Annotated in this window: 24 protein-coding genes; 9 read left to right on the top strand and 15 right to left on the bottom strand. The window is 62.3% G+C overall.

The window, feature by feature from the left end; all coding sequences use genetic code 11:
• Positions 1 to 13: 13 nt before the first annotated feature.
• Genes F0M18_RS14075 through F0M18_RS14090 form a run of 4 tightly spaced genes read left to right on the top strand, consistent with a single transcriptional unit; the run spans position 14 to position 2319 of the window.
• A complete protein-coding gene (locus F0M18_RS14075; protein WP_262500958.1) occupies positions 14 to 748 on the top strand; it encodes a DUF1538 domain-containing protein in 735 nt (244 codons plus the stop codon).
• Complete coding sequence (locus tag F0M18_RS14080) at positions 748 to 1554, top strand: DUF1538 domain-containing protein (protein ID WP_149612095.1); 807 nt, start codon at positions 748 to 750, stop codon at positions 1552 to 1554. The genes F0M18_RS14075 and F0M18_RS14080 overlap by 1 nt, the downstream gene beginning before the upstream one ends.
• A gap of 10 nt (positions 1555 to 1564) precedes the next feature.
• Complete coding sequence (locus F0M18_RS14085; RefSeq protein ID WP_149612096.1) at positions 1565 to 1915, top strand: P-II family nitrogen regulator; 351 nt, start codon at positions 1565 to 1567, stop codon at positions 1913 to 1915.
• Positions 1915 to 2319, top strand: a complete 405-nt coding sequence (locus tag F0M18_RS14090) for a CBS domain-containing protein (protein WP_149612097.1) — start codon at positions 1915 to 1917, stop codon at positions 2317 to 2319. The genes F0M18_RS14085 and F0M18_RS14090 overlap by 1 nt, the downstream gene beginning before the upstream one ends.
• Before the next feature lie 42 nt (positions 2320 to 2361).
• Here the strand turns inward: F0M18_RS14090 and F0M18_RS14095 are convergent, their stop codons facing one another.
• The 5 genes from F0M18_RS14095 to F0M18_RS14115 form a co-directional block, all read right to left on the bottom strand.
• Positions 2362 to 2619 carry a hypothetical protein gene (locus F0M18_RS14095; RefSeq protein ID WP_149612098.1) on the bottom strand — a complete coding sequence of 86 codons (258 nt, stop codon included), beginning with the start codon at positions 2617 to 2619 and terminating at the stop codon, positions 2362 to 2364.
• Positions 2620 to 2838: 219 nt separating this feature from the next.
• A complete protein-coding gene (locus F0M18_RS14100) occupies positions 2839 to 3348 on the bottom strand; it encodes a ferritin-like domain-containing protein (protein WP_149612099.1) in 510 nt (169 codons plus the stop codon).
• Positions 3345 to 4169, bottom strand: a complete 825-nt coding sequence (locus tag F0M18_RS14105) for a 2-oxoacid:ferredoxin oxidoreductase subunit beta (RefSeq protein ID WP_149612100.1) — start codon at positions 4167 to 4169, stop codon at positions 3345 to 3347. The genes F0M18_RS14100 and F0M18_RS14105 overlap by 4 nt, the downstream gene beginning before the upstream one ends.
• Positions 4166 to 5869 (bottom strand): 2-oxoacid:acceptor oxidoreductase subunit alpha, encoded by a 1704-nt coding sequence (locus F0M18_RS14110; RefSeq protein WP_149612101.1) that lies wholly within the window; start codon positions 5867 to 5869, stop codon positions 4166 to 4168. The genes F0M18_RS14105 and F0M18_RS14110 overlap by 4 nt, the downstream gene beginning before the upstream one ends.
• A 162-nt stretch (positions 5870 to 6031) precedes the next feature.
• Positions 6032 to 7903: an N-acyl-D-amino-acid deacylase family protein gene (locus F0M18_RS14115; RefSeq protein WP_149612102.1), complete on the bottom strand. Its 1872-nt coding sequence runs from the start codon at positions 7901 to 7903 to the stop codon at positions 6032 to 6034.
• Positions 7904 to 7994: 91 nt separating this feature from the next.
• On the opposite strand from F0M18_RS14115, the gene F0M18_RS14120 reads away from it, so the two are divergent.
• From F0M18_RS14120 to F0M18_RS14130, 3 genes are all read left to right on the top strand, one after another.
• Positions 7995 to 9464 (top strand): protein adenylyltransferase SelO, encoded by a 1470-nt coding sequence (locus F0M18_RS14120; protein WP_149612103.1) that lies wholly within the window; start codon positions 7995 to 7997, stop codon positions 9462 to 9464.
• A 98-nt stretch (positions 9465 to 9562) separates the two neighbouring features.
• Positions 9563 to 9901 carry a YegP family protein gene (locus F0M18_RS14125; RefSeq protein ID WP_149612104.1) on the top strand — a complete coding sequence of 113 codons (339 nt, stop codon included), beginning with the start codon at positions 9563 to 9565 and terminating at the stop codon, positions 9899 to 9901.
• A 192-nt stretch (positions 9902 to 10093) separates the two neighbouring features.
• The gene (locus tag F0M18_RS14130) at positions 10094 to 11710 is read left to right on the top strand and encodes a tRNA-dihydrouridine synthase (protein WP_149612105.1); all 1617 of its coding nucleotides are present in this window, start codon (positions 10094 to 10096) and stop codon (positions 11708 to 11710) included.
• On the opposite strand, the gene F0M18_RS14135 is transcribed toward F0M18_RS14130, so the two are convergent.
• Positions 11707 to 12066 (bottom strand): rhodanese-like domain-containing protein, encoded by a 360-nt coding sequence (locus tag F0M18_RS14135; protein WP_149612106.1) that lies wholly within the window; start codon positions 12064 to 12066, stop codon positions 11707 to 11709. The two genes, F0M18_RS14130 and F0M18_RS14135, sit on opposite strands and share 4 nt — an antisense overlap.
• Before the next feature lie 140 nt (positions 12067 to 12206).
• Positions 12207 to 13316, bottom strand: a complete 1110-nt coding sequence (locus tag F0M18_RS14140; protein ID WP_149612107.1) for an NADH:flavin oxidoreductase — start codon at positions 13314 to 13316, stop codon at positions 12207 to 12209.
• A gap of 156 nt (positions 13317 to 13472) precedes the next feature.
• Here F0M18_RS14140 and F0M18_RS14145 point away from each other — a divergent pair, with 156 nt between their 5' ends.
• Both F0M18_RS14145 and F0M18_RS14150 read left to right on the top strand, forming a co-directional pair.
• Complete coding sequence (locus tag F0M18_RS14145) at positions 13473 to 13994, top strand: (2Fe-2S)-binding protein (protein ID WP_262500959.1); 522 nt, start codon at positions 13473 to 13475, stop codon at positions 13992 to 13994.
• The gene (locus F0M18_RS14150) at positions 13991 to 16147 is read left to right on the top strand and encodes a xanthine dehydrogenase family protein molybdopterin-binding subunit (RefSeq protein ID WP_188109726.1); all 2157 of its coding nucleotides are present in this window, start codon (positions 13991 to 13993) and stop codon (positions 16145 to 16147) included. Before F0M18_RS14145 ends, F0M18_RS14150 begins: the two co-directional genes overlap by 4 nt.
• Here F0M18_RS14150 and F0M18_RS14155 read toward each other — a convergent pair.
• The 8 genes from F0M18_RS14155 to F0M18_RS14190 form a co-directional block, all read right to left on the bottom strand.
• The gene (locus tag F0M18_RS14155; protein ID WP_149612109.1) at positions 16142 to 16576 is read right to left on the bottom strand and encodes a nuclear transport factor 2 family protein; all 435 of its coding nucleotides are present in this window, start codon (positions 16574 to 16576) and stop codon (positions 16142 to 16144) included. The two genes, F0M18_RS14150 and F0M18_RS14155, sit on opposite strands and share 6 nt — an antisense overlap.
• Positions 16554 to 18119 carry an alanine/glycine:cation symporter family protein gene (locus F0M18_RS14160; RefSeq protein WP_149612110.1) on the bottom strand — a complete coding sequence of 522 codons (1566 nt, stop codon included), beginning with the start codon at positions 18117 to 18119 and terminating at the stop codon, positions 16554 to 16556. The genes F0M18_RS14155 and F0M18_RS14160 overlap by 23 nt, the downstream gene beginning before the upstream one ends.
• Positions 18120 to 18167: 48 nt before the next feature.
• Positions 18168 to 19184, bottom strand: coding sequence for an aldo/keto reductase (locus F0M18_RS14165; RefSeq protein ID WP_149612111.1), 1017 nt, complete (start codon positions 19182 to 19184; stop codon positions 18168 to 18170).
• A gap of 266 nt (positions 19185 to 19450) precedes the next feature.
• A complete protein-coding gene (locus tag F0M18_RS14170) occupies positions 19451 to 20290 on the bottom strand; it encodes a DUF1295 domain-containing protein (RefSeq protein ID WP_149612112.1) in 840 nt (279 codons plus the stop codon).
• 75 nt (positions 20291 to 20365) lie between these two features.
• Positions 20366 to 22075 carry a Na(+)/H(+) antiporter subunit D gene (locus F0M18_RS14175; protein ID WP_149612113.1) on the bottom strand — a complete coding sequence of 570 codons (1710 nt, stop codon included), beginning with the start codon at positions 22073 to 22075 and terminating at the stop codon, positions 20366 to 20368.
• Entirely contained in the window at positions 22065 to 22376 is a 312-nt protein-coding gene (locus F0M18_RS14180; RefSeq protein WP_149612114.1) for a hypothetical protein, read from the bottom strand. Before F0M18_RS14180 ends, F0M18_RS14175 begins: the two co-directional genes overlap by 11 nt.
• Positions 22376 to 23842, bottom strand: a complete 1467-nt coding sequence (locus F0M18_RS14185; protein WP_149612115.1) for a monovalent cation/H+ antiporter subunit D family protein — start codon at positions 23840 to 23842, stop codon at positions 22376 to 22378. The genes F0M18_RS14180 and F0M18_RS14185 overlap by 1 nt, the downstream gene beginning before the upstream one ends.
• Entirely contained in the window at positions 23839 to 25329 is a 1491-nt protein-coding gene (locus F0M18_RS14190; protein ID WP_149612116.1) for a monovalent cation/H+ antiporter subunit D family protein, read from the bottom strand. Before F0M18_RS14190 ends, F0M18_RS14185 begins: the two co-directional genes overlap by 4 nt.

The following is a 25329-nucleotide window of genomic DNA, read 5'->3' on the forward strand; positions in this document are numbered from 1 at the left end:
GAGAAGGATTGGCGTGTCCAAGACCCTGAAAAAACTGTTCACCGCAATGCTCGGCAGCCTGCGCGACCTGTTGCCGATCATTCTCGTCATCCTGTTTTTCCAGTTTGCCGTACTCGGGCAACCCCTGCCCAATGTCATACAGATACTACTGGGTGTGGTGTTTGTCGTACTGGGCCTCACCTTCTTCATTTTTGGCCTGGAACAGGGCCTGTTTCCCATCGGCGAATCCATGGCCACAGCGCTGGCCCGCAAGGGCAGCCTGTTCTGGTTGATTGCCTTTGCCTTTGCCCTGGGCTTTGGCACCACCGTTGCAGAACCGGCTTTGATCGCCGTGGCGGCGGAAGCGGCGACGGTGGCCGCCGAGGGCGGCATGATCGAAGACAGCAGTGACGCGCGCGAGAACTACGCCAGCGGACTGCGTTACACGGTGGCGCTATCGGTGGGCCTGGCTATCGTCATCGGCGTTATCCGCATACTGCGTGGCTGGCCGGTGCAATGGCTGATTATCGGCGGCTACATCCTGGTGGTCATCATGACCATGTTCGCACCGCGGGAAATCATCGGCATCGCCTATGACTCCGGCGGTGTCACCACGTCCACCATCACCGTACCGCTGGTCACAGCCCTGGGCGTGGGACTGGCCAGCTCTATCCGCGGCCGCAACCCGATGATCGATGGCTTCGGCCTCATTGCTTTCGCCTCCCTTACCCCGATGATCTTCGTCATGGCCTACGGGATGCTGATCTGATGGACATACTCTCCGAGGTATGGAACACCCTGCTTGCCACGATCACCGATGTGCTGCCCATCGCGGCGATCATCTTCGGCTTCCAGTTTGTGGTGCTGCGCCAGAAGCCGGCCAACCTGCCGCAGATACTGTTCGGTTTTCTCTGGGTGCTGATCGGCCTGTCACTGTTCCTGCTCGGGCTGGAGTGGTGCCTGTTCCCGCTGGGGCGCCTGATGGCGGGGCAGCTCACCGACCCGACGTTTATCCTCGCAGGCCTGGAAGCAGGCCAGACCGCGGCGGATATCCGCTGGCAGGATTACTACTGGGTCTACATTTTCGCTTTCATGATCGGCTTCAGCACAACGATTGCCGAGCCCTCACTGATCGCCGTGGCCATCAAGGCCAACCAGGTATCTGCCGGCGCGATTGGCATCTGGGGCCTGCGCATCGCCGTGGCACTCGGTGTGGCTGTGGGTATTTCCCTGGGTTGTTATCGCATCGTCGTCGGCGACCCGATTCACTGGTACATCATCACCGGCTACGTTTTCGTGGTATTGCAGACCGCGGTGGCGCCAAAAATGATCATTCCCCTGGCCTATGACTCTGGCGGCGTGACCACTTCCACCGTCACCGTGCCGCTGGTGGCAGCCCTTGGCCTGGGGCTGTCGGAGACCGTACCGGGACGCAACCCACTTATCGACGGCTTTGGCCTGATCGCCTTTGCCAGCCTGTTTCCCATCCTCTCGGTAATGGCCTACGCGCAGCTTTCGGAACTGCGCTCGGCGCTCGCCCGGAGACGCAGAACGAAAGCGCGTAACAGCGCCTGAGGAGAAACCCATGCACTTCAAGATGATTATCGTATTTGTCGAGGACGACAAAACCGAGGACGTGATGGACGCCGCCCGTGAGGCCGGCGCCACGGGCGCCACGGTAATTACCAATGCCCGTGGCGATGGCCTCAATGTGAGCAAGACATTCCTGGGCCTGTCACTGGAAACACAGCGAGACGTGATCCTGTTCCTGGTGGAGCAGCATCTGTCGCGTCACATACTGGAACGTATTAACGAAGCCGGCGAACTCGACACCAAACCCGGCACCGGCATTGCGTTCCAGGTCGACGTGGAGGATGCCGTCGGGATCATGCACCAGGCGCAGGAAATTTCGCAGGATGTCGAGGAGTTATTGTAATGCCAAAGACGCTGATAAAAGCCCGGGACGTGATGTGCGCAAGCCACCTGGAACTGGACGGACTGGCAACCGTGAGTCAGGCGCTGCAGGCGATGCAAAGCGGGCAGTCCGAGGTTGTGATTGTCAGGAAGCGGGACGAGCACGACGCTTTCGGTATCGTGTTGCTGTCAGATATCGCCAAGAAAGTGCTGGCCCGCGATCGCGCGCCAGAGCGGGTGAATCTCTATGAGATCATGTCCAAGCCGGTAATCCCGGTGGAAGCGGACATGGACGTGCGCTATGTGGCGCGCCTGTTCGACAGCTTTGGGCTGTCCAGCGCACCGGTGGTGGAAAAGGGCGTGGTGATCGGCATCGTCAGCTACCAGGAACTCGTATTCAATGGGCTATACAAACTCATCGAATAAGCGCCGTGGCCTGCGCCGCCGTGTTTGCGTACAGGGGAGGCCTTAACCCTCGTCCTGTTGCCCTGCCTCGGATTCAAGCCAAGTGAGGATGCTGTCGTATTCGGCGTAGCTCAAACACAGGGCAGAGCAGATGCGCTCCCGTGAATGGCCAATCTTGCGCAGGCTCCGGAACAGGCTCACATCCAGGTGGGCCATTGTGACCGGGTCAATGCCCGCGGCAAGCACGCTGCCGATAGAGGTGTTCAGTGCGCCACTGCCGACTCCCGCATTGGCACGATGAGTGTGTGTCGTATTTCGCATATTCAGTCCCTCGCCCCTGGGGGCACAGAGCTACCACTTCGTTATTAGGGTTAACGCCATGTGCTGAACAGCATAGGTGGTGTGGTGGTATGCGGGTAACCGGACAGGCCACAGGTGTGACCGGGTTCGCAATAAATCTGGACTTTTTCGCCAACGGGGCTGGCGGAAAGGCGTTTGCGACCCTCCGCCGCCCTCTCTTCCCGCTGGCGGATTCCCGCTTTACTCGGGCATGTGCGGCTCGTCATCTTCCTCGAGATGGTGCCCGCTCTCTTCCGGCAGGGCGCCGATCTTCTTGACCAGCTGGGCGGCGTGGGAAGCCTCTTCGGCCGCAAATTGCGCGGCAAACTGGCGCGTTTGCGCATCCTCGCTGGTTTGCGCAAACGAGGCGTAAAACTTCTGCGCGGCCCGCTCGTTATCCAGGGCCAGCAACATGGCATCACGCAGACTCATGCGGTAATGCACCGCCTCGTAACTGGCCGCCTCCGGCGATTCCTCGTCCGGCCACTGGAATTCCCAGGCCTTGAGCTCCGGCAACTGATGCTCCGCAGCGATCTCGGCAACCTCGGCCAGGTGCAGCCGTGATTCTTCGGCCATGCGCGCAAAGAACGCCGCCACCTCACTGTTGTGATGTGCCGTCATTGACTCGGCCAGCTCCAGGTAGCGCTCCCGCGCCTCGGACTCCAGCTCGACGGAGTGCGCCAGGAATTCGGCCAGTGATTGTGTGCTCATATCTTGAATCCCAGGGTCAGGTCGTTGGATTTTACATCCGGCGCGGCGGGCGGCCAGGTCTCGCGTTGGGCATTGTATAACACGCCGGTCTGGAAGCCGTCCTCATGCAGGAACAGCCTTGCCGCCTCGTCTGCATCAGCTACCGGCGCTTCCTCGCGTTCATGCACGATGGATTTCCAGTCTGTCTGCTCCGGGCAGAAGGTGATGCACTGTGAGAGCACGTGCACGAAACTGAATCCCGGGTGCTCTACCGCCTCGGCGATCAGCCTCGCTGTCTGGTTCGGATTGCCCGAATAGCCGCGTGCGATCCAGGGCGCGCCGGATGCCAGCGCCAGCGCGGCCGGCTTGAACGGGCGCACACCCGGGCCGTGCGGCGTCAGCTTGCTGTGGTCCCAGTCGGAGGCGGTAGTCGGCGACGCCTGTCCCTTGGTCATGCCGTATACCTCATTGTCCATGGCGATATAGGTCATGTTCACATTGCGGCGACAGGCGTGGATGAAATGGTTGCCGCCGATGGAGAAACCGTCGCCATCACCCCCGAGTGCGATCACAGTCAGGTCCGGTCGCGCCACTTTCAGCCCCTGGGCAATGGCAAGGCCGCGCCCATGCACGCTGTGAAAGCCGTAGCTGTCGACGTAGGCAGGCAATCTCGAGGAGCAACCAATACCGGACACCAGTACCGTGTCATCCTTGTCGATCCCCAGTGCGGCGAAGGCCTTGGTCAGCGCATTGAGCACCGAGAAATGGCCACAGCCCGGGCACCAGATCGGTTTAACGGCGGACTTGTAGTCCCTGGGTTTTAGCTGCAGGGGTTCGTTCATGCTGCTGTCACCTCCTCGATATATTGCGCGATGGCCGCGCCGCTGAGCGGCACCGGGCCGGCGCGGGAGTAACGCTGTACCGGCATCGCAAAATCCATCTGCCCGCGCAGGTAGTGATACAACTGGGCGCCGTGGTTCTGTTCCACCACGCAGACGCGGCTGCAACCGGCGATGGCCGCCTGCAGCTTGTCCACCGGTAGTGGCGCCAGCAGTCGCAGTGAGATAACGCGACTGCCCACACCACGTTCCGCCAGCAGGTCGGCGGCTTCGCCCACCGCCGCGGAGGCGGATCCGAAGCAGACCAGGGCCAGGTCGCCCTCGCCCTCGATGCGCGCCCAGGCGTCACCGTACTCGTAATCCGTAAGCTTGCGTTCGCGTTTGGCCAGTTGCTGCTGGTGGTCGTCATCCCGCGCCGACGGTGTACCGGCCTCGTTGTGCTCCAGGCCATCGGCCGTGAAACGCCGATCGGCATCACCCGGCGTCGCCAGCGTGGAGATGCCATTCTCGGTGAGACGATAGCGCAGGTAGTCGTTGTCGTCGGGTGCGCTCACCGGCGCCAGTGGCGCACAGCGCACCGGCTCGGTGATCACCGCGGTGGACTGGCCGATAAACTGGTCTGACAGCACGATAGCGGCCGTTTGCAGCTGCTGGGCAAGGTATACCGCCCACGCACTGGTGTAGACGCAATCGGCAATATCCAGCGGCGCCAGCACCAGGTGTGGTGCATCACCGTGCAGGCCATACAGGGCTATATTCAGATCACTCTGCTCTGACTTGGTGGGAATGCCCGTGGAGGGCCCACCGCGCATCACATTGAGTATGGTGACCGGCGTTTCACTGGCGACCGCCAGGCCGATGCTCTCCGTCATCAGGGCCAGCCCCGGCCCGGAGGTGGCAGTGAACGCCGGCACGCCGCCAAAGGCGGCACCGATGGTCATGTTGATGGCCGCCAGTTCGTCCTCCGCCTGCACCAGGTTGCCGCCCAGTTGCTCCAGCCCGCCGGCCATCCACTCCAGCACATCGGAGGCCGGCGTGATCGGATAGGCGGCTACAAAGCGCACGCCTGCCTCCAGTGCTCCCAGCCCGGCGGCCTGGTTGCCGCTGATATACCAGCATCCCGCAGTGCCCAGCGCCGGCACCGCCAGTTCTGCCGGTATCGCCTGCTCGCAACCGGCAGTGATACAGGCCTCTGCCGCCGCCTGGTAGGCCGCCGGCTTGCCCGCCAGTTTTTGCCTGGCAAGGCCACCGAGCGTGCCGGCATCCAGACCGAGCAACTGCCCGATGAGGCCCACTGCGAACATATTCACCCTGCCCTCGGCGTGGGCCTGCTCAGCCATGGATTTCATCGGCAGTCGCACCAGCTTCGGCTGCGCGGCCAGCACGCTCTCGGGCACATCGCCCTGCTCCTCGCAGATCACCGTGCAGCCGGGCGCGAGGCGAATTTCATCGCCAAAGCGGTCGTAGTTGTTCCAGTCAAAGGCCAGTAATACCTGGTAGGCGCTGGCAGGGGTGTAGCGTTCGGATTCAGTGAGCTTCAACAGGGCGGCGGATTCGCCACCGCGAATCTGCGGGCCGAAGGCCTTGCGCAGCAGGCCGCGCCCGCCCTCCCTGGCCCATGCCTGCAGCAGCAGTTCACCCACGGATATGACACCGGCGCCCCCGGCACCGGTGATGGCGATACTCAATTCAACTGGTTTCATTATGACTCGCTTATTTTTCTGCTGTCATAGAGTAGCCGCTGGCGGCCGCCACGCCAGCCCTAAATGGCTGAACGTTGTTCTCGCTCAAGGGATTTCCGCAGCAAGCGGTGGACCCGGCCGGGCAATGACCGCGCGCCGCGGGGGCGCGCGCCGGGTAAAGCGCTAGGCTGCCCGCAACGCCCGTCCCAGGGTGCGCTTGCCGAGGACCTCACCAAATTCGCCGTCCTGCCATGCCAGCTCGCCGTTGATGAAGGTGTGCGTGACCACACCGTCCGAGCGGCTGACCATCTGCTCATGTTCAAACAGTTCGCGGTAGATCAGCTTGCGGTTGCTGGCGTCGTCCCAGTTGCGCAATGCCTCGGGGTCAATCATCACGATGTCGGCTTGATCGCCCAACTCCAGCGTGCCCACATCAAGCCCGAAGAATTCTGCCGGTTCGCGCGTGAGCCGCTTTACCATCCTGGCGACGGTGTCCAGCGACTGCTTCTGGGCCAGCTTCAGCGACATCAGGTTGGCGTCGAAGAACGCCATGTTGGTGATATGCGCACCCGAGTCGTTGAACCCGGGCATGGTGCTCTTGTGCAACAGCAGGTCCAGCGTAGCGCGGTTGCCCACGTTGGCCACGTCAACCCAGTAACGGAAGCCCTTGTCGTATTCGCGCATCATGTGCAGCATGAAATCGGCATCATCGCTGGTGGGCCGCGGGAACTTTTCAAAGGCCTCGCGCTCGGCTTCGGAGCGGGCCTCATCGGCCTGGCCGCGCTGGAAGCGCAGCAGGCGATCAAATACCTGCTGCAGGGTCTCACCTTCCCACTCGGGCACCGGCGCGCCGTCAAAGTGCATGCGGAACAGGTCCCTCGGCACCAGGTTATCGGGCAGCCCGATCTTGGTGCGGATACTGGCCAGGCCCTTGTCATCGCGCCCGTGACGCCAGTCTTTGCGGAACTGCTCGACGAAAGCCGGGTCGTTGAGCAGCGCCAGGCGCCCTTCGCGATCGTCGTATTCCTTGGCTATCAGCTGGCAGGTGGAGTCGAGTTCTTCGTACAAAGGACTGACGATGCCATCTGACCAGATACGAAAGCTGGTGCCGAGCGCCTGGAAGTGGATATTGCCCTTGAACAGCTTGCTGTTCATCAGCGAGGCGAAGCCGAGGAAGCCCTTGACCGCCTTGGGCGCCAGCACAAACTCCACCGCCGACAGCGCCGACGTCTTCAGCGTCTTACCAAAGAGGCGGCCGCTGGTGAGCATGAAATACAGGAATGCCTTGATGCGGTGTTCAAGGATCGGCGTGGTCTGCCATACACGGTCGCGACCCCGGACCACCTTCAACAGACGCTTCAACTCGCCGAAGCTGGCGAACTGGGTGGGAATACGCTTGTCGGTGTGGGGGTCGTTGGACAGGTAGTGAAACGGCAGGCCATCGGTACTCATGCCCAGGTAGCCCTGGTCCATGGCCTCAGACAGCAGGCCCTCCATGCGCTGCAATTCTGCCTCGGTGGGTTCGCGGGAGATACTCTGTTCAAGCCCCATCACTTCCACACGCAGCATGGAATGCGGCACGAACACGCCGACATTGGGACCCAGGGGAATGTTGCTGAAGTGATCCATGTACTCACCGGTGGTTTGCCAGTCCACCGCCTGCACACACTTGCGCAATACCGACTTGGGAATATTCTCGACCCGGGTGAAACAGTCCACTATCGGGTCCTGATCGCCTTCCAGCTGGCTACCGAAGCAGGTACCCAGGCTGCAGTTGCCCACCAGCACCGTGGTGGTGCCGTGGCGCACCACTTCCGGCAGGCCGGGTTCCAGGTCCACTTCCAGGTCCAGGTGGGTATGGATGTCGAGCAGGCCCGGCATCAGCCATTTGCCTTTCCCGTCTATTACTTCCGCGGCCATGGACCGGGGCAGGAACATGCCCTTGGCGGCCACGCGCCCGCCTTTAATAGCGATATCCATCTCCCGGGGCTTGTCACCGGTACCGTCGAATACCAGCGCGTTCTGGATCAGGGTGTCCCAGGTTTTTCTGGACATGTATTACCTCCTGCTTACTGCATCACAACTGGACTAATCTTAACCAACTCACGTATATAGCAGAACTACATCCCCGAGGATAGACGCCAGCATGCAGCCCATCCCGTTCGACAACACTTTCGCCCGCCTGCCGGACCAGTTTTATACGCGACTGGCGCCGACTCCGGTCACCCGGCCGGGCCTGGTGCGCGTGAACCGGCCGCTGGCGCAGCAACTGGGCATCGACGCGCAATGGCTGGTCTCCCCGGAAGGTGTGGCCTGCATCGCCGGCAACCAGGTGCCCGCAGGCGCCGAGCCACTGGCGGCGGTGTACGCGGGGCACCAGTTCGGCAGCTACAACCCGCAGCTGGGGGATGGCCGCGCGCTGCTGCTGGGGGAAGTGATAGACCGACAGGGCAGGCGTTTTGACATCCAGCTCAAGGGCTCGGGCCCAACACCCTACTCCCGCGGCGGCGACGGTCGCTCACCGCTGGGACCGGTGTTGCGCGAATACATTGTCAGCGAGGCGATGCATGCGCTGGGCGTACCCACAACGCGTGCGCTGGCGGCAGTCACCACCGGCGAGCGCGTGATGCGGGACATGGCGCTCCCGGGCGCGGTGCTGGCACGGGTCGCCGCCAGCCATATCCGCATCGGCAGCTTCCAGTTCTTCGCCGCCAGGGGTGACCAGGAGGCCTTGCAAGCACTGGTCGCACACTGCCTGCAACGGCACTATCCCGAACAGGCCGACAGCGACAACCCTGCACTGGCGCTGCTGCAGGCGGTTATCGGGGCGCAAGCCAAGCTGATTTCCCGCTGGCAGCTGCTGGGCTTCATCCACGGCGTCATGAACACCGACAACATGCTTATTTGTGGTGAAACCGTGGACTACGGTCCCTGTGCATTCATCGACGATTTCAATCCCAACAAAGTGTTCAGCTCCATCGACCACGGCGGACGCTATGCCTACCGCAACCAGCCAGCGATTGCCCACTGGAACCTGGCAGTCCTGGCACAGTCGCTGTTGCCAGTGCTGGCTGCGGACCAGGACCGGGCCGTTGCCCTGGCCCAGGAGGCGGTGGACGCGTTCCCCGCGCTGTTCGAGGCTGCGCACCTGCAGGGCCTGGCCGCCAAGCTGGGGCTGGCCGAGATTGGCGACGCCGACAAACCGCTGGTGGACGAACTGTTTCAATTGATGAGTGACGGCAACACCGATTTCACGCTCACTTTCCGCCGCCTCTACGATCACGCCAACGGCCCTGCCCGGGATGTTGGCAAGTGGTTCGAACTGCCGGACAGCTTTATCCCGTGGCTGTCGCGCTGGCGCCAGCGCCTGGAGCGCGACTACCTGGCACCCGAGACCCGGGAGCAGCGCATGCGTCGCGCCAACCCGGCTGTCATTCCCCGCAATCACCGGGTCGAGGAAGCCATTCGCGCGGCGGAAGACGAGGCTGACTTCTCGCCCTTCCATACCCTGGTGGACCGGCTGGCAGATCCCTTCGAGCTCGACGCCGATGACGACCGCCTGCTGACACCGCCGACTCCGCAGGAAGTGGTGCAGCGCACCTTCTGCGGCACCTGAACGGCATTGGCAGCACCGGGCGCAGGGGTTATGCTGCAGGTGGATCGTGCATGCATACGATCCTAATAATGACTAACAACCAGTCCGGAGAACCAGCAATGGCAGGATATTTTGAGCTGAAAAAAGCCAAGAACGGAGACTTCTATTTCAACCTGGTGGCCGGCAACGGCCAGGGCATTCTGAAAAGTGAAATGTACTCGAGCAGGAGCGCCGCTGAAAACGGCATCGCGTCGGTACAGAACAACTGCGGTGAAGACAGCCAGTTCGAGTGCAAGGAATCCACCAACGGCAAAGCCTATTTCGTGTTGAAGGCGAAGAACCACCAGGTCATCGGCCAGAGCCAGATGTATGAATCCGAATCCGGCTGCGCCAACGGCATCGAATCAGTGAAGAGCAACGGCTGCACTGATGTGATCAAGGACCTGACCGACGCCTGAACAACGCCGGGCAGGGACGCCCGTCACCCCCGGCGCCGGCGCGCCTGGCGCGCCTGTTTGTACCCGAAGCAGACCGTGCACAGCTGGCGCAAATGGGGCAACAGCTCGAGAGAGCGTGACCAAGGTCGTGCAGAAGTAGTGAAAGCCGTATAATTGCGCCACGTTTCACCCCATCGACCCGAGTCCACGACCTTGAGCACTGAATTTTTCGGCAAAACCCTCTCCGGCCCCTTCACCATCCCTTCCGGTATCGTCACCACCGCCGTACCGATTATCCAGTATATTTTTGACCATATGCCCGAGGTCGGCGTGCTGACCACCAAGAGCATCGGCCTGGAGCCACGGGCAGGCTACCGCGAACCGGTTCTCAGCCAGTATGCCCCCGGCTGCTTCGTCAACGCGGTGGGCCTGACTAATCCCGGGGCAGAGAAATCCGCCGAACTGATGGCTGCGCTGCGGGTGCCGGAGGATCGCTTCCTGCTCACCTCCATTTTCGGCGGCAGCATCGCCGAGTTCGTTGAGGTGGCGAAACTGCTGGCGCCGGTCTCCGACGGCCTGGAGCTCAACCTCTCCTGCCCGCACGCCAAAGGGTACGGCATGGCCATGGGCCAGGACCCGGACATGGTGCGCGAGATCGTCAGTGCGGTGAAGGCCGTGGTGGATATCCCGGTGATTCCCAAGCTCACCCCCAACACCCCCGATATCGCCATGATCGCACGGGCCGCCGAGGCCGGGGGCGCCGACGGCTTCTGCGCCGTCAACACCGTGGGACCGGGCTATACCTCGGCCCATGGCCAGCCGGTGCTGAGCAACGGCGCCGGCGGCATGTCCGGCAAGGGCATTCTGCCCATCGGCCTCAAGTGCGTGAAAGAGGTACGCGAGGCCAGTGCCCTACCGATTATCGGCTGCGGCGGTATCTCCAGCGCCGATGACGTGCGCGCCTTCACCGACGCCGGCGCCGACATCGTTGGCATCGGTTCCGCCCTCATCGGCTTGACCACCGATGAGATCGGCGAATATTTCCGCACCCTGGCAGCGGACCTCGAGCACGACAGGAATCGCGCCGAAACGCACATCCGCTACGACGTGGACATGCACTTCGCACCGGTCACCCTGGTGAAAAACCAACGCGTATGTGAGGACATCACCCTCCTCACCTTTGACCGCAAGATCAACATACAGGCCGGTGAATTCATTTTCCTGTGGGTGCCGGGTGTCGGCGAGAAGCCTTTTTCCGCACTTAACGACGACCCCTTCTCACTGGTCGTGATCGACGTGGGCCAGTTCACCCATGCGCTGATGGACCTGCCCGAGGGCACCGAGTGCTATGTGCGCGGTCCGCATGGCATACCGGTCAACCCACCGGAAGGCGCCAGGGTGATGGCGGTCGCCGGTGGTACCGGCCTGGCGGCGGTGTACCAGGTGGCCAGGGACTTCGGTAACGCCGAGGTGTTTACCGGCGCGCGCACGGCGGAACGCCTGTATTTCCTGGAAGAGTGCCGGCAGATCGCCGAGGTGCATGTGGCCACCGACGATGGCAGCGCGGGCTACCATGGCCTGGTGACCGAACTGTTGCGCCAACGTCTGAAAGGGATGTCGCCCGAAGAACGCGACGCGCTGGTGTTCTATAACTGTGGCCCGGAACCCATGGTGCATGCAGCCGTCGCAGTGCAACGGGAGTTCTGCCGCGACGAGCAGATCTACAGCGCTATCGACTACCTGACCAAGTGCGGTGTGGGCATCTGCGGCGCCTGCGCCGCCCCCGATGGCCGGCGCCTGTGCGTGGACGGCCCGTTCCTGTCAGCCTAGGCGATAAACGCCTCCTGGGCGGCTTTGACCGTGTCAGCGGGGCACGTCACCACCACGACCTGCTCATAGCCCATCTTGACCAACTGTTGCGCCGCCAGCGTGGCGCGGCCACCGCTGGCACAGTGCAGGTAGATGGGATGGGCCTCATCCGGAATCACCTCACCCACCTTCAACTCCAGTACGCCGCGGGGAATATTGACCGAGTGCGGCGCGGTGAGGTGGGCCACTTCCACCGGTTCACGCACATCGACGATGGTACCGCCGTTCTCGCTGATCTCCTGCATGGCAGTATTGGCGTCGACACAGCGCAGGCCCGCGCGGGCCTCGGCAACGAGTTCGGGTACGGTTTTCAACATGATCTTCTCCCTGAGCCTGCATATTAATACATCATAAAACACGAATTTACCCGGGGACGATAGCGGCAAGAGCCCTGGTTGTCCATGCCGAGCGCGCTGATTGCTGGCCCGCTTATAGCGGCCGGCCAGAAGCCGGCAGGCTAAGCCAGCGAGTCCAGCATCTCTTTCTCGAACGCAAGCAGGCCGGCGCCATCACTGTCGCGTACCTTGTTGGCCCAATCCGGGTTGGCAATCATCGCCCTGCCCACGGCGACCAGGTCAAACTCCCCCGCCTCCATGCGCGCGACCAGTTCGTCCAGGCTGGCGGGCTGCCCTTCGTGGAAGGTCACCTCTCCCGGGGCGGGCAGGAAATCGTGGTTCAAGCCAACGCTGCCCACGGTGATCGCCGGTTTGCCGGTTATCTTGCGCGTCCAGCCGGCCAGGTTGAGCTTACTACCCTCGAACTCGGGCTCCCAGAAGCGTCGGGTGGAGCAGTGGAAAATATCCACGCCGGCGTCACTCAGGGGCATCAGGAACGCTTCCAGCTCGGCCGGGGTAGGCGCCAGGCGCGCGCTGTAGTCCTGTTGCTTCCACTGTGACCAGCGCAGAATTACCGGGAAATCCGGCCCCACGGCGGCGCGCACCGCGCGGATGATCTCGATGGCGAAGCGACTGCGGTTCTGCATGGAGCCACCGTACTCATCTTCCCGGACATTGGTGCCCGCCCAGAAGAACTGGTCGATCAGGTACCCGTGGGCACCGTGAATCTCCACGGCGTCACAGCCGATGCGTTTGGCATCCGCCGCACCCCTGGCAAAGGCAGCCACCACCTCGGCGATGTCGTCTTTGGTCATCACGTGGCGATTCACCTTGCCCGGCACGTTCATGCCCGACGGTGCGTAGCCGTTCACCTCGCCCTCTGGCAGGGTGCCGGATTTGCGCATACCACCCACATGCCACAACTGGGGCGCGATGCGGCCGCCCTCCTCATGCACCGCGTCCACCACGCGCTGCCAGGCGGCGAGGCGCTCCTCGCCGTGGAAATAGGGCACATCGGGATAGCCATTGGCGGCGATGTGGTCCACGCAGGTGCCCTCGGTGATGATGAGCCCGGCACCGCCCGCTGCCCTGCGGCGGTAATACTCGACGTTGGCGTCATTGGGAATATTGCCCGGGCTCTGGTTGCGGGTCATGGGTGCCATGACGATACGATTGGCCAGCTTGAGGCTGCCAAGGGAGAAGGGGCGGAACAGAATACTGTTGTCAGTCATGGGGTTATCCGGTCTGGTGAAAGGCTGCGCGCTATTCTATTTCAAGCCCGCGGAAGGCGCACCGACATTCTTTCCCGCGCCTTAGTCGCCATGGTGTGATCCAAAACACAACTGCAAGCGTTATCATAGGCTACGCCCCCAATGTGAGACCCGCCAGTGGATCGAGTACGCCTGAGTTTTGAACTGAATGGACAGCGACAGGAGCTGTCGATCGAAAGCGATACACCCCTGCTCTGGGTGCTGCGCGACGTGCTCAATATGAATGGCACCAAGTTCGGGTGTGGCATGGGGCTGTGCGGTGCCTGTACCGTGCATATCGATGGCGAACCGGTGCGCAGCTGCTCGATGCCTATCAACGCGGTGGCCAACCGCCGTGTCACCACCATTGAGGGGCTGGCGGCCGATGGTAAGCATCCGCTGCAGCGGGCCTGGGTCGCGGAGAATGTGCCGCAATGTGGCTACTGCCAGTCCGGCCAGATCATGTCGGCGGCCGCCCTGCTGAGCAAAAACCCCGATCCCACCGATGCCGATATCGACAGCGCCATGTCCGGCAACCTGTGTCGATGCGGCACCTACGGGCGTATTCGCAAAGCCATCAAGAGCGCCTCGAAGAATGCCTCAAAGAGCGTCGCGGGCCTTGCAGTCAACAGCTGGGAACCCGGGGAGAGCGCATCATGAGCCTGTCCAGGCGGGAATTTATCCGCAATTTCTCTATTGCCGGCGGCGGCCTCACCCTCGGTTTCACGCTGAATGCCATCGCCGGGCCCACTGCCGCGGGCGACCTGCAGCCCAACGCCTTCCTGCGCATCACGCCGCAGGGAGAGATTATCGTGCAGATACACAAGGTAGAGATGGGACAGGGTACCGTCACCGGACTGGTTACCCTGATTGCCGAGGAGCTGGAAGCTGACCCGGCGAGCGTGCGCTACGAAATGGCGCCCGTGGACGACGCCTTCACTGACCCCGAATACCGCATGCAGATTACCGGCGGCAGCAACGCCATCCGGGTTTATTACCGGCCCCTGCGCGAAACCGGCGCTGCGGCCAGGGCGATGCTGCTGGCCGCAGCCAGCGCGCGCAGCGGCCTGCCGACAGCGCAGTTGCAGGCCGAGCGCGGCCGCATCACCAGCGCCGACGGGCGCTTCGCCTACAACTACGGTGAACTGGCTGCCGAGGCCGGCAAGTTGCCGGTACCGGAAAACCCGCCGCTCAAAGCTGCGGCTGATTTTCGCCTGATCGGCAAACTTGACCAGCGCCTGGATACACCGCCCAAAGTGAATGGCAGCGCCCGCTTCGGTATCGACGCGCCCCTGCCGGAGACACTCGTGGCCGTGGTCGTACGCCCTCCCGTGGCCCGGGGGGCGATGACCGGCTATGACGACAGCAAGGCCAGGGACCTGCCCGGCGTGCACAGTATCGTAGCCATCGACGCCGGCGTTGCCGTGGTTGCCAGCAACTACTGGCGCGCGCGCAAGGCCGCCGAGGCGGTCACACTGCAGTGGGAGGCCGGGGATTCAGCACTGACCGACAGCGACGCCATCGACGCCGCCCTGACCGACGCACTCAATGGCGACAGCTTCGCCACCATTCGCGATGACGGTGAAGCCCCCGAGGCAGCCCCGGCACAGGCACTGGACGCGGAATACAGCGTGCCTTTCCTGGCCCACGCTACCATGGAACCCATGAACGCCACGGTGGACCCGATTTCCAGGGAAGTCTGGGTGGGGACCCAGGCGCCGGACATAACCAGCAGCTTCGCCGCGCTGGGCCTGGGCGTCGAGGCCGACGAGATCACCGTGCACAACCAGTTTCTCGGTGGCGGATTTGGCCGCCGCTCCATGCCCGACCATGTGCTGGAGGCGGCACAGGTGGCCGCGGCGGTGGGCAAGCGCGTCAAGCTGGTATGGAGCCGTGAGGACGACACCCAGCACGATTTCTATCGCCCGCCCATGAAATCACGCCTCAGCGCCGGCCTCGACCAGAGCGGCCAGGTAGTCAGCTGGCGCCACCGCCTGGCCGGCCCCAGCCTGATGCAATCCACCGTGGACGCCATGGCGCCGGCGATCATGCCCGGCTGGATTCCCGACTTCCTGATCGACTTCGGTGCCGGGCTGGCGGGCAGGAAAGACAACTCTTCTGTCGAGGGCGCCGACGAACTGCCCTACGCCTTTGGCCACATCCAGGTGGCCTACCGCAACGTGGAAACGCCGGTCCCGCTGGGATTCTGGCGCTCTGTGGGGCACAGCCATACGGCCTTCGTGGTGGAAAGTTTCGTCGATGAACTGGCCCACGCTGCCGGGGTCGACCCGGTCGCGTTCCGACGCCGCTATCTGGCGGCGGACAGTCGCCACCGGCAGGTGCTGGACCGGGTTGCGGAACTGAGCAACTGGGGCAACGCCCCGGCGGGCCACTACCAGGGCGTGGCCGTGCATGAATCCTTTCATACGCTGGTGGCCGAGGTGGTGGAAATTTCCATGCAGGGCAACACGCCAAAACTGGAGCGCGCTTTTTGCGCAGTGCACTGCGGCCGCGCCGTTAACCCGGACGTGGTGCGACAGCAGATGGAAGGCGGCATGGTATTCGGCCTCTGCGCGGCGCTAAAAGGCGAGATCACACTGCGCGACGGCGCAGTGCAACAGGGTAACTTTCACGACTACCCGCTACTGCGCATCAACGAAGTGCCGGAGATAGAGGTCGCCATTATCGACAGTGATGCTGCGCCCACGGGGGTGGGTGAACCGGCCACACCACCAGCGGCCCCTGCACTGGGCAACGCGATTTTTGCCGCCACCGGCCAGCGCCTGCGCCAACTGCCTTTCAAGTTATCATAGGGGCGCCTGCAACAGGTGCGCACTCAGGTCCCCGTATAAGCGCGGGATGATCTGGCGACTGCTGAAATGCCAGTCGTCCCCCGCGCGGGCAAAGGTGTCGCGATAGCAGCCCGCCATCACCGCCTGTAAGGGCAATGCTTCCGTGGCCTGCAGCACGGTGAAGTAGGAGCGTGCGGTGGCGCTGTCGCCATCCACTTCCACCAGCACATTGCTGGTGACGTGATGCGACTGTGGCGTGCCGTCCTCATAAAGGCGCGTGAAGGCGCTGTAGATTTGCACGATGTCATCCGTGCCCTCGCCCTGCACCTCTCCGTCAGGTCCGATAAACCGCGCGTGCTGCAACAGCACGCCGATCGCCGCCAAATCGCCGGCATCAATCAGTTCTGCGTAGCGGTATATCAGGTTTTCAATCTGGCGTTCCGGGGACATCTCCGCCCTCCTCTGTACGATAGTTGTATATCTCTCCCGCCTTTACCCGGGCCATGAACTCGTTGATCTCACGCTTTATTTCCGGCGCGTAGAAGTACAGGCCGAGAATATTGGGCACGGAAATCAGGAACACCATGGCGTCAGAGAAATCCAGCACCGCCTTCAGCTGGATCATACAGCCCAGCGCCAGGAAACCGCAGAACATCAACTTGAACAGGTTCTCACTCACCGGGTGCTCGCTGAACAGGTAGGTCCAGGCCTTGAGCCCATAGTAGGACCAGGCAATCGCCGTGGAAAAGGCAAACAGCAGCGCGGCAATGGCCAATGGGTAAGGTGCCCAGCTGACGTGGTGTTCAAACGCCGCCGAGGTCAGGGCGATGCCTTCCAGCCCCTGGTCCATCAGCCCCGCGGGGTAGGCCGTGACCACGATAACCAGCGAGCTCAGCGTACAGATCACCACCGTATCGATAAACGGCTCCAGCAGGGACACAAACCCCTCAGACGCTGGATGATCCGTTTGCACCGCCGAGTGGGCAATGGGCGCAGACCCCAACCCCGCCTCATTCGAGAACAGGGCGCGTTGAAACCCCACAATGATGGCACCGACCATGCCGCCAGTGGCGCTCTCTACACTGAAGGCACTGCTGATGATCAGGTTGATCGCGGCCGGAATATGCTGCGCACTCATGGCGATGATCACCAGCGCAGAACAGGCGTAGAGCACAGCCATCAGCGGCACAATCTTGCCGGCCACGGCCGCGATAGAGCGAATGCCGCCAATGATGACCGCGCCGACCAGCGAGGCAATGGCCAGGCCAAACAGCCAGCCGCGCTCGGCGAAAAAGCTGTCTTCGCCGCCGGTGATAGTGACGAACTGAACATAGGCCTGGTTGGACTGGAACATGTTGCCGATACCCAGGCAACCGATCACCAGCGCCAGGGCATAGAACTTGCCCAGGCCCTTGCCCAGACGCGGGAAACCCCTTTTGACCAGGTAGTGTTCCAGGTAGTACATCGGTCCACCCGAAACCGAGCCGTCAGGATTATGCTTGCGGTATTTCACCCCGAGGGTGCACTCGACCAGCTTGGTCGACATGGACAGAAAACCCGCCACGATGAGCCAGAACGCGGCACCCGGACCGCCGATGACAATCGCCACCGCCACCCCCCCGATATTGCCAACACCAACCGTACCGGAAACGGCCGTGGCCACCGCCTTGAAGTGAGAAATCTCGCCCGGTGCCGAGACATCATGATAGTCACCGCGCACGAGGCGAAAGGCCAGGGCGAAACCACGGATGTTGATAAAGCCAAGGTAAAGCGTGAAGAAACTGGCCGCGACCGCCAGCCACAGCACGATCCAGGGGACCTGGTAACCGAACAGCGACAACTTGTAGAACACGAACGCCGAGAGCGAGGCCGTGATCGGCGCCATGAATGACTCCACCGCCTGGTCCAGGCCGGCAGCCACCGGGTTGCTGCATAACAGCAATAAAGTGATGACCGAGAGCAGTGCGGCAGGCCGGGTTTTCAGTTTATTCATCAGCTATCTCTCGTCTGGCCACGGTGGCACATCAATGGCATAGCCCGCTCAACCCATCGGATAACGAACCTCCCGGCTTACCTCGTCAATGCGCTGCAGGGTTTCCGCGGACAGTGTCACATCCGCCGCCGCCAGCAACTCGTCTACCTGTTCCACCGTGGTAGCCCCGACTATGGTGGAGGCCACAAAATCGTGTTGTTTGCTCCAGGCCACAGCGAGGGTGACGGGCGACAGGCCAACATCCCTGGCAATAGCCTGGAAACGCCGGGTCGACTCCTCGGCGAGGGGGTTGATAAAACGTTTGACCATATTGCGCTGGCGCTCGTCGCCAGTGAGGTAGTTGGTGAAACGCGCGCCCCCCGGTGTCGCCCCGTCGTTATACTTGCCGCTGAGTACACCACCGGCCAGCGGCGAATACGGCAGCAGGCTGACACCCTCCTGGCGGCAAACCTGTGCCAGTTCGTCCTCAAACCGGCGATTGTTCAGGCTGAAGTTGTTCTGGATCGTCTCATAGCGTGGCAGCCCATGACTGTCGGCCATCCACAGGCTTTTTGTCAGCCCCCAGCTGGTCTCGTTACTGCAGCCGAGCACACGCACCTTGCCGGCGGCTACCAGTTCCTCCAGCGCACGCAGGGTCTCTTCATAGTAGTAGCCGTGATCCGGCCAGTGCGTCTGGTACAGGTCGATGTAATCCGTATCCAGTCGGCGCAGGCTGCCCTCGATCGCGCGCATTATGTGGTGACGGTCCAGGCCTGATTTACTGGCGCGAACCGGAGGAGTGATCCAGCCGTGCGCCGGGCCCGCTACCTTGCTGGCAAGAATAATGGCGTCACGCGACTTGCTCTTCATCCAGCGACCGAAGATTTCCTCGGTCAGCCCCATGTACCGCTCGTGCGGGGGAACCGGATACACCTCCGCCGTATCGTAGAAGTCCACCCCGGCGTCGAAGGCCTTGTCGAGTATGGCAAAGGCCGTCTTCTCGTCGGCCTGGCTGCCAAAGGTCATGGTGCCCATACAGATGTCAGTGACCACAATGCCGCTGCGCCCCAGGCGATTCTTATTCATAGGATGAGAGTCCGTTCAGGATGATTCAAGTTCCCGGCCACGCAGGACCAGCACAGGTTTTTTACCCACGCGTCTGCCCCGAACATAACTTGTGACGTCACCACATGCAACGGCAGCGGCAGCCTGGCAGGCGATGAGCAAGCCTGGTAAGACCTGTCAGTTGAGTGGGCCAGGGGGCTCTTTTGCAAAATTTGTCCACGGTCCGAAGTCAGCACAACAATGGCAAGCTTGACCCGGTTGGTGCCAACACCCAACGAACAGGTACTTCAGGGGCGCGGGAACAGCACCGGCGTGGTGTCGAGGTATTGTTGGTAGCCTGCGTCATCTCCCCACTTTTGCCTGGCCTTTTTTTCCAGCAAAGGGATGCCGCTGACCCGTGTCAGCAGCAGGAACACGAACACCGGCGACACCAGCGTCACCAGCTGCCAACCCTGCAATGCGGGTAGCGCGAGCATGGCTACGCCGGACCATAGCATGATCTCACCGAGATAATTGGGGTGGCGTGAATACCGCCACAAACCTGTGCATATAAACTGGCCACTGCCGTGTTTACGGCGCAAGCGCCGCTTCTGCGCGTCGGCCACGACCTCGATAACAAACCCACTCAGCCACAGGCCCGCGCCCACGATATCCAAAGGGGTCAGTGGCGCGCTTTGTTTGCCGCTCATGGCAGCCAATGCACAACCGGCAGTCACCAGTACCCATAAGCCCTGCAGACTCCAGGTGAGGAAAAACCGCAGCGGCACCGGTTTTATCGCATCGAAGCGCGAATCGGAGCCGTCTGCCAGTATGCGGGAAAACAGGAAGGTGCCGAGCCGGATCGCCCATACCAGCACGCAGGTTGCCAGCAGTAGTGATCGCGCATCCATAGCGCCGGTGAGCCACAGGGCCAGCAGCGTGGCACCGATAAAGCCGAGGCTGCCGGTGAGGTCGTAGAAACGCTCTGTCTGCAGCAGGTAGGCGGGCACAAAAGCCGCCCACTGCAGAGCAAACGCGAGCAGGGCACACCAGGCAAACACGGGCAGGGCGCCAGCCCAGGTGCCCTGCTGACTGCCGGCCAGGGTCAACAACAGGGCCAGCAGGTAAACGCCGGTCAGGGCACGCATGCAGGTAAGCTGCCAGTCGTCGTCAGCGCGCAGCCTGGCAACATGGCCGGCACGGAAAGCTGAAGCAAGATGACATCACAGGTAGTACAACAACACATAGATCGACAACAGCACGGCGATCCAGAGCGCGGTCGTACCGGTGGCCCAGGAGCGGGCAAAGACGGCGCGCTCCTGGCTGTCGGCGGTATGCGGCTGGCCGAGATAACGAGCGGTCATGCGCCCGGCAAACTGCCTGGCCCGCTCCCGGGTGCGGTCGAACATCGCGCCCAGGGCATCGAGCCCGCGCAGGACCCACCGCAGCAGCACCATGCCGGCACGACGCCACAACCAGTCCACGTCGAGGCTGATAGTTTGCGTGCGTTTCATCAGCGGCAGCAACACAAAGAAAGCGAGTCCCGAGAACAACAATAGCTGGAGATAGAAAAGTACTTTACCCGCCTTGTAGGGCACGTACTCCACCGGATACGGCAGCAGGTCGTAGAGCAATTCCGGGTACACGCCAAGCAGGATACACAGGCCGGCAAACAGCACCATGGCCAGGCCCATATTCCAGGGCGCATCCTTGGGGCGCAGGCCGGAGTCGCGCTGGAAAAACACGAACCAGGGAAACTTGATGCCCGCATGCAGGAAGACACCCGCTGAGGCCGCGGTCAGCAGCATGTATACCACCACCAGGCTCTCGTCGATGGCGGCCTGCGAGATCATGCTCTTGGTCGTAAAGCCCGAAGTGAGCGGAAAGCTGGAGATCGCCAGGGCGCCGATTATGCCGCAGACCGTGGTCAGTGGCATGGTCCGAAACAGCCCTCCGAGTTCCGAACACTTGTGTTTACCGGTGCGGTAGATCACCACGCCGGCGCTCATGAACAACAGTGCCTTGTAGATAATGTGCGCGAAGGCATGCGCCGCAGCGCCGTTCAGCGCCATCTGTGTGCCGATGCCCACGGCGCAAACCATAAAGCCCACCTGGTTGACGATAGAATAGGCGAGGATGCGTCGCGCGTCGTTTTCCAGCAGCGCATAAATGATGCCGTACATCACCATGAACAGGCCCACACCCACCAGTACCGGCTCGCCCGGGAACAGCAGGATGAGCGCCAGCACCGCGGTCTTGGTTGTGAACGCCGAGAGGAAGACCGATCCGGTGGCGCTGGACTCGGGGTAGGCATCCGCCAACCACGCCGACACCGGGGGCGCTGCAGCATTAATCAGGATACCGATGAGAATCATCCAGGTGCTAAAGTCATGGGCCAGCATGGGCTGTATCTGGATGGATCCGGTGCCAACCACTACACCTTCTATGCCCACCTTTAATACAACTCCGCCAAGCAGGTGCATGATCGCGTAGCGTATCCCGGCAGCGCGCGCGGCCGCTGTGCCGCCGCACCAGACCACCACTGTGGAAAACAGCGCCATCAGTTCCCAGTACAGGAACAGGGTGATGAGGTCGCCGGCAAAGCAGACGCCCACCGCGCCTGCGGCATAGGCAAATGCCGCTGCGAGTTCGTACCAGCGCGCGAGTCGATAGGCATACAGGCCACCGACAAAGACCATGATCGCGAACACCGTGGCGAACAGCCGCCGCAGTGGCGAGCCCTCAACCGGTTCGATCTGGTAGGAGAGGAACTTCACCGTGCCCTGCACGCCGTCCGGCACCTGCCACACGGCCCAGAGCGTGATCAGGGGCGCCAGCAGCACCACTGCCGTGCGCGCATGGCCCCGGGTCAGCCCGATCAGCACAGCCGCGAGCAACAGGATCAGCGCCGGCGAGAGCATTTCAAGCGCCATCAGTATGCTCCCCGGTTTCACTCTGGGCCATTTCGTCCAGGGTGTCTGCCTTGCTGTAATAGTCGTCCGGGCGCTTGAGCAATACGCCCAGCGCCTTGGCTACCAACACCATCAACAGGCAGCTGGCAAAACCGTAGACCGCGCCAAAGCCGAACCAGTCATCCACGCTGAAGTAACCCTTGATAGGCACCACGAACTCGGCCAGCACCACCAGCGCCAGCACCGCGATAAAACCGATCCAGAGCTTGCGGATCGTCGCCGGCCTGACCAGCCAGTGCAGTTGTTCGTCGACGTTGCGCATCAGGTGAGTCCTCTCACAACCTGGCTTTCGAGTTCAATGACAGGACCATTGAACAGGAAGAAGCCCAGCGTCAGCAGGGCGGTGACACAGAGCGCCAGTACCGCGGCAAAGGGGGCTTCGCCATGAGGTTTGGCATCCGCTTCTTCCCGTTCAAACCAGGCCATGTACAGGATAGGCAGGAAATACGCCGCGTTGAGCACGGTGCTGGCAATTATGGTGAACAGTGCCACCAGGTTTTCCGCCTCGAAGGCGCCGGCGAGGATGTACCACTTGGAGACAAAGCCACCGGTAGGCGGCACGCCGATCATACTCAGCGCGCCGATGGAGAAAGCGGCCATGGTCCAGGGCATGCGTCGGCCGATACCGCGCAGCTGGTAAATTTCCGTTTTCTTCGAGGCCACGTAAATAGCACCGGCGGCAAAGAACAGGGTGATCTTGCCGAAGGCGTGGGCCACCATATGTATGGCTGCCCCAACCTCTGCGTGTGGCTTGAGAATGGCCGCCGCCATGACCACATAGGACAGCTGCGCGATGGTGGAATAGGCCAGCAGCCGCTTGATATTGGTCTGTCGCAGGGCAACCAGGCTCGCCACGATAATGGTGAAAGCCGCCGGGTACATCAGCCAGGCGGAGCTGGGCGAGGCAAACAGGAACTCAACGCCGAAGATATAGACGATAACCTTGGTGATGGTAAACACACCGGCCTTCACCACGGCCACCGCGTGCAATAAAGCGCTCACCGGCGTGGGCGCCACCATGGCCGCCGGCAACCAGCGATGTACCGGCATTACCGCGGCCTTGGCGATACCAAACACGAACAGCCCCAGCAGCAGCCCCACTTCCGGCTCGGCCACCTTGCCCTCGAGAATACCGCCCAGCACGAAGTCGCCGGTACCGGCGGCGGTATAGACCCAGATAATCGCCGGCAGGAACAGGCCGATGGAGGTGCTGAGCAGGATGCCCAGGTAAACCCGCGCTGAGCGCACCGTGGCCGCATCACCCTTGTGTGATACCAGCGGGTAGGTCGACAGCGTCAGCGCCTCGTAAAACAGGAACAGGGTGAACAGGTTGCCTGCGAAGGCAACGCCCATGGTGGCGGCCAGTGCCAGCGCGAAACAGACATAGAAACGGGTCTGGTGCTTTTCGCCGTTGCCGCGCATGTAGCCAATGGAGTACACGGAATTGATCAGCCACAGGCCGGATGCCAGCGCGGCGAACAACATCCCCAGCGGTTCAACCCTGAAAGCGATGGACAGGCCGGGCATGACCTCACCCACGGTCACCGCCGGGCGACCGTCAGCCATCAGCGTGGGCAGCATGCCCCAGACCACCCAGATCAACGCCGCGGAAGTTACCAGGGTCATTGTCTCGCGCAGGTTGGGACCAATGCGCCCCGCCAGGGCAATCGCCAGCGCACCCGCCAGTGGCAGGACGATAGCGACGAGGATGGCAGTTTCCGCGTTCACGGCATCCCCCCGAGCAGCGCCGCAGCACTACCTTCAGCCAGGGTCAGCGGAATGGCGGGCGCCAGGCCAAATGCGATATTCAGCAGTGCCACCAGCCAGGTCATCAGCAACAGTTGCAGCGGCGCTTCGACAATACCTGTCTCCTCGGTGGCGGGCGCCTGGAAGTAGAGCGTCTCCACGATCCTCCACACATACACCACAGCCATCAGCGAGCTGACCAGGATTACGATGACCAGCGTCCAGCCCCAGGGCCCCGCATCCAGTGCGGCGGTGATCAGCAGCCACTTGCTGATAAAGCCGGCGGTGCCGGGCACGCCAATCAGGCTCAAGCCACATAGCACCAGGGCGGCACAGGTCCACGGCATCCGCGCGGCGGCGCCACCAAGCTGGCTCAGGCGCAGGTCGCGGTAGTGGTATGCGAGACACGCCACGGCAAGGAACAAACCGCCCTTGGCGAGGGCGTGATTGAACATGTGCATGGCGCCGGCGGTGATACCGGCCTGGCTGACGAAGCTGGCCCCCAGCAGTATGTAGCCGATCTGCGCCACCGAGGAGGTACCCAGCAGGCGCTTGAGATTGCCCTCGAACATGGCCACCGCGGAGGCCACCAGTATGCCGAGCACCGCCAGCGGCATAGCGAACATGGCGAACTGGATGACGTGGTCCGAAAGCTTGTCCTGGAACACCATGGAGTCGAAGCGGATCAGGACATACAGCGCCACCTTGGTGGCACAGGCGGCGAGGAATACGGTCACCATGTGCGGCGCATGGGTATAGGCATTGGGCAGCCACACATGCAGGGGGAATACGGCCGCCTTCAAGGCCAGTCCGATGGTGATGAACCCGGCAGCCACCAGTATCGGGTTGAGGTCGACCACATCGCCAATCCGCGCCTGCATGTCGGCGAGATTGAGCGTTCCTGTCATCATGTAGACCAGGCCCACACCGATCAGGTAGAAGGTGGCGCCAATAGTGCCCATGATCAGGTACTTGAATACCGCGGGCAGGGCGCGCCGGTCGGGCCCACCGGCAATCAGGATATAGCTGGCCAGCGAGGATATCTCCATGAACACGAAGATATTGAAGGCGTCAGCGGACACCACGATACCCGCCAACCCGGCCAGGCCCAGCAGCCAGGCGGCGTAGAACAGTGGCTGGCGTTCCTCCTCGATCTGTTTATCAACGCTTGGTCTCGCCGCCAGCAGGGCCGCGGCACCGGCACCGGTTACCAGCAACAGCACCAGCGCGCTGAAGTCGTCCACCGCCAGGGCAATACCATAGGGCGCGGGCCATCCGCCCATGGCATAGGTTTGGGTCTCGCCGCCCAGCACCGCCATGGCCAGCGCCACGGCGATGGCAAAACTCACCAGCCCGGCAGCGGTGGCACCGGCCCAGGCCAGGCCGCGTGGCTGTAACAGCACTACCAGTGGTGCCGACAACATCGGCACAACCACCTGCAGCGCGGGGAGATGATCGACAAGATTCAT

The organism is Pseudohalioglobus sediminis (genome assembly GCF_008370495.1).
GTDB lineage: Bacteria > Pseudomonadota > Gammaproteobacteria > Pseudomonadales > Halieaceae > Halioglobus.

Excerpts from the sequence above, each read along its gene's own strand:
- F0M18_RS14190 (WP_149612116.1), bottom strand. The coding sequence starts at position 25,329 with ATGAATCTTGTCGATCATCTCCCCGCGCTGCAGGTGGTTGTGCCGATG.
- F0M18_RS14125 (WP_149612104.1), top strand. The coding sequence starts at position 9,563 with ATGGCAGGATATTTTGAGCTGAAAAAAGCCAAGAACGGAGACTTCTAT.
- F0M18_RS14105 (WP_149612100.1), bottom strand. The coding sequence starts at position 4,169 with ATGAACGAACCCCTGCAGCTAAAACCCAGGGACTACAAGTCCGCCGTT.
- F0M18_RS14160 (WP_149612110.1), bottom strand. The coding sequence starts at position 18,119 with ATGAATAAACTGAAAACCCGGCCTGCCGCACTGCTCTCGGTCATCACT.
- F0M18_RS14155 (WP_149612109.1), bottom strand. The coding sequence starts at position 16,576 with ATGTCCCCGGAACGCCAGATTGAAAACCTGATATACCGCTACGCAGAA.
- F0M18_RS14110 (WP_149612101.1), bottom strand. The coding sequence starts at position 5,869 with ATGAAACCAGTTGAATTGAGTATCGCCATCACCGGTGCCGGGGGCGCC.
- F0M18_RS14170 (WP_149612112.1), bottom strand. The coding sequence starts at position 20,290 with ATGCGTGCCCTGACCGGCGTTTACCTGCTGGCCCTGTTGTTGACCCTG.
- F0M18_RS14115 (WP_149612102.1), bottom strand. The coding sequence starts at position 7,903 with ATGTCCAGAAAAACCTGGGACACCCTGATCCAGAACGCGCTGGTATTC.
- F0M18_RS14150 (WP_188109726.1), top strand. The coding sequence starts at position 13,991 with ATGAGCCTGTCCAGGCGGGAATTTATCCGCAATTTCTCTATTGCCGGC.
- F0M18_RS14080 (WP_149612095.1), top strand. The coding sequence starts at position 748 with ATGGACATACTCTCCGAGGTATGGAACACCCTGCTTGCCACGATCACC.
- F0M18_RS14180 (WP_149612114.1), bottom strand. The coding sequence starts at position 22,376 with ATGCGCAACGTCGACGAACAACTGCACTGGCTGGTCAGGCCGGCGACG.
- F0M18_RS14120 (WP_149612103.1), top strand. The coding sequence starts at position 7,995 with ATGCAGCCCATCCCGTTCGACAACACTTTCGCCCGCCTGCCGGACCAG.
- F0M18_RS14175 (WP_149612113.1), bottom strand. The coding sequence starts at position 22,075 with ATGGCGCTTGAAATGCTCTCGCCGGCGCTGATCCTGTTGCTCGCGGCT.
- F0M18_RS14135 (WP_149612106.1), bottom strand. The coding sequence starts at position 12,066 with ATGTTGAAAACCGTACCCGAACTCGTTGCCGAGGCCCGCGCGGGCCTG.
- F0M18_RS14140 (WP_149612107.1), bottom strand. The coding sequence starts at position 13,316 with ATGACTGACAACAGTATTCTGTTCCGCCCCTTCTCCCTTGGCAGCCTC.
- F0M18_RS14085 (WP_149612096.1), top strand. The coding sequence starts at position 1,565 with ATGCACTTCAAGATGATTATCGTATTTGTCGAGGACGACAAAACCGAG.
- F0M18_RS14165 (WP_149612111.1), bottom strand. The coding sequence starts at position 19,184 with ATGAATAAGAATCGCCTGGGGCGCAGCGGCATTGTGGTCACTGACATC.
- F0M18_RS14100 (WP_149612099.1), bottom strand. The coding sequence starts at position 3,348 with ATGAGCACACAATCACTGGCCGAATTCCTGGCGCACTCCGTCGAGCTG.
- F0M18_RS14090 (WP_149612097.1), top strand. The coding sequence starts at position 1,915 with ATGCCAAAGACGCTGATAAAAGCCCGGGACGTGATGTGCGCAAGCCAC.
- F0M18_RS14095 (WP_149612098.1), bottom strand. The coding sequence starts at position 2,619 with ATGCGAAATACGACACACACTCATCGTGCCAATGCGGGAGTCGGCAGT.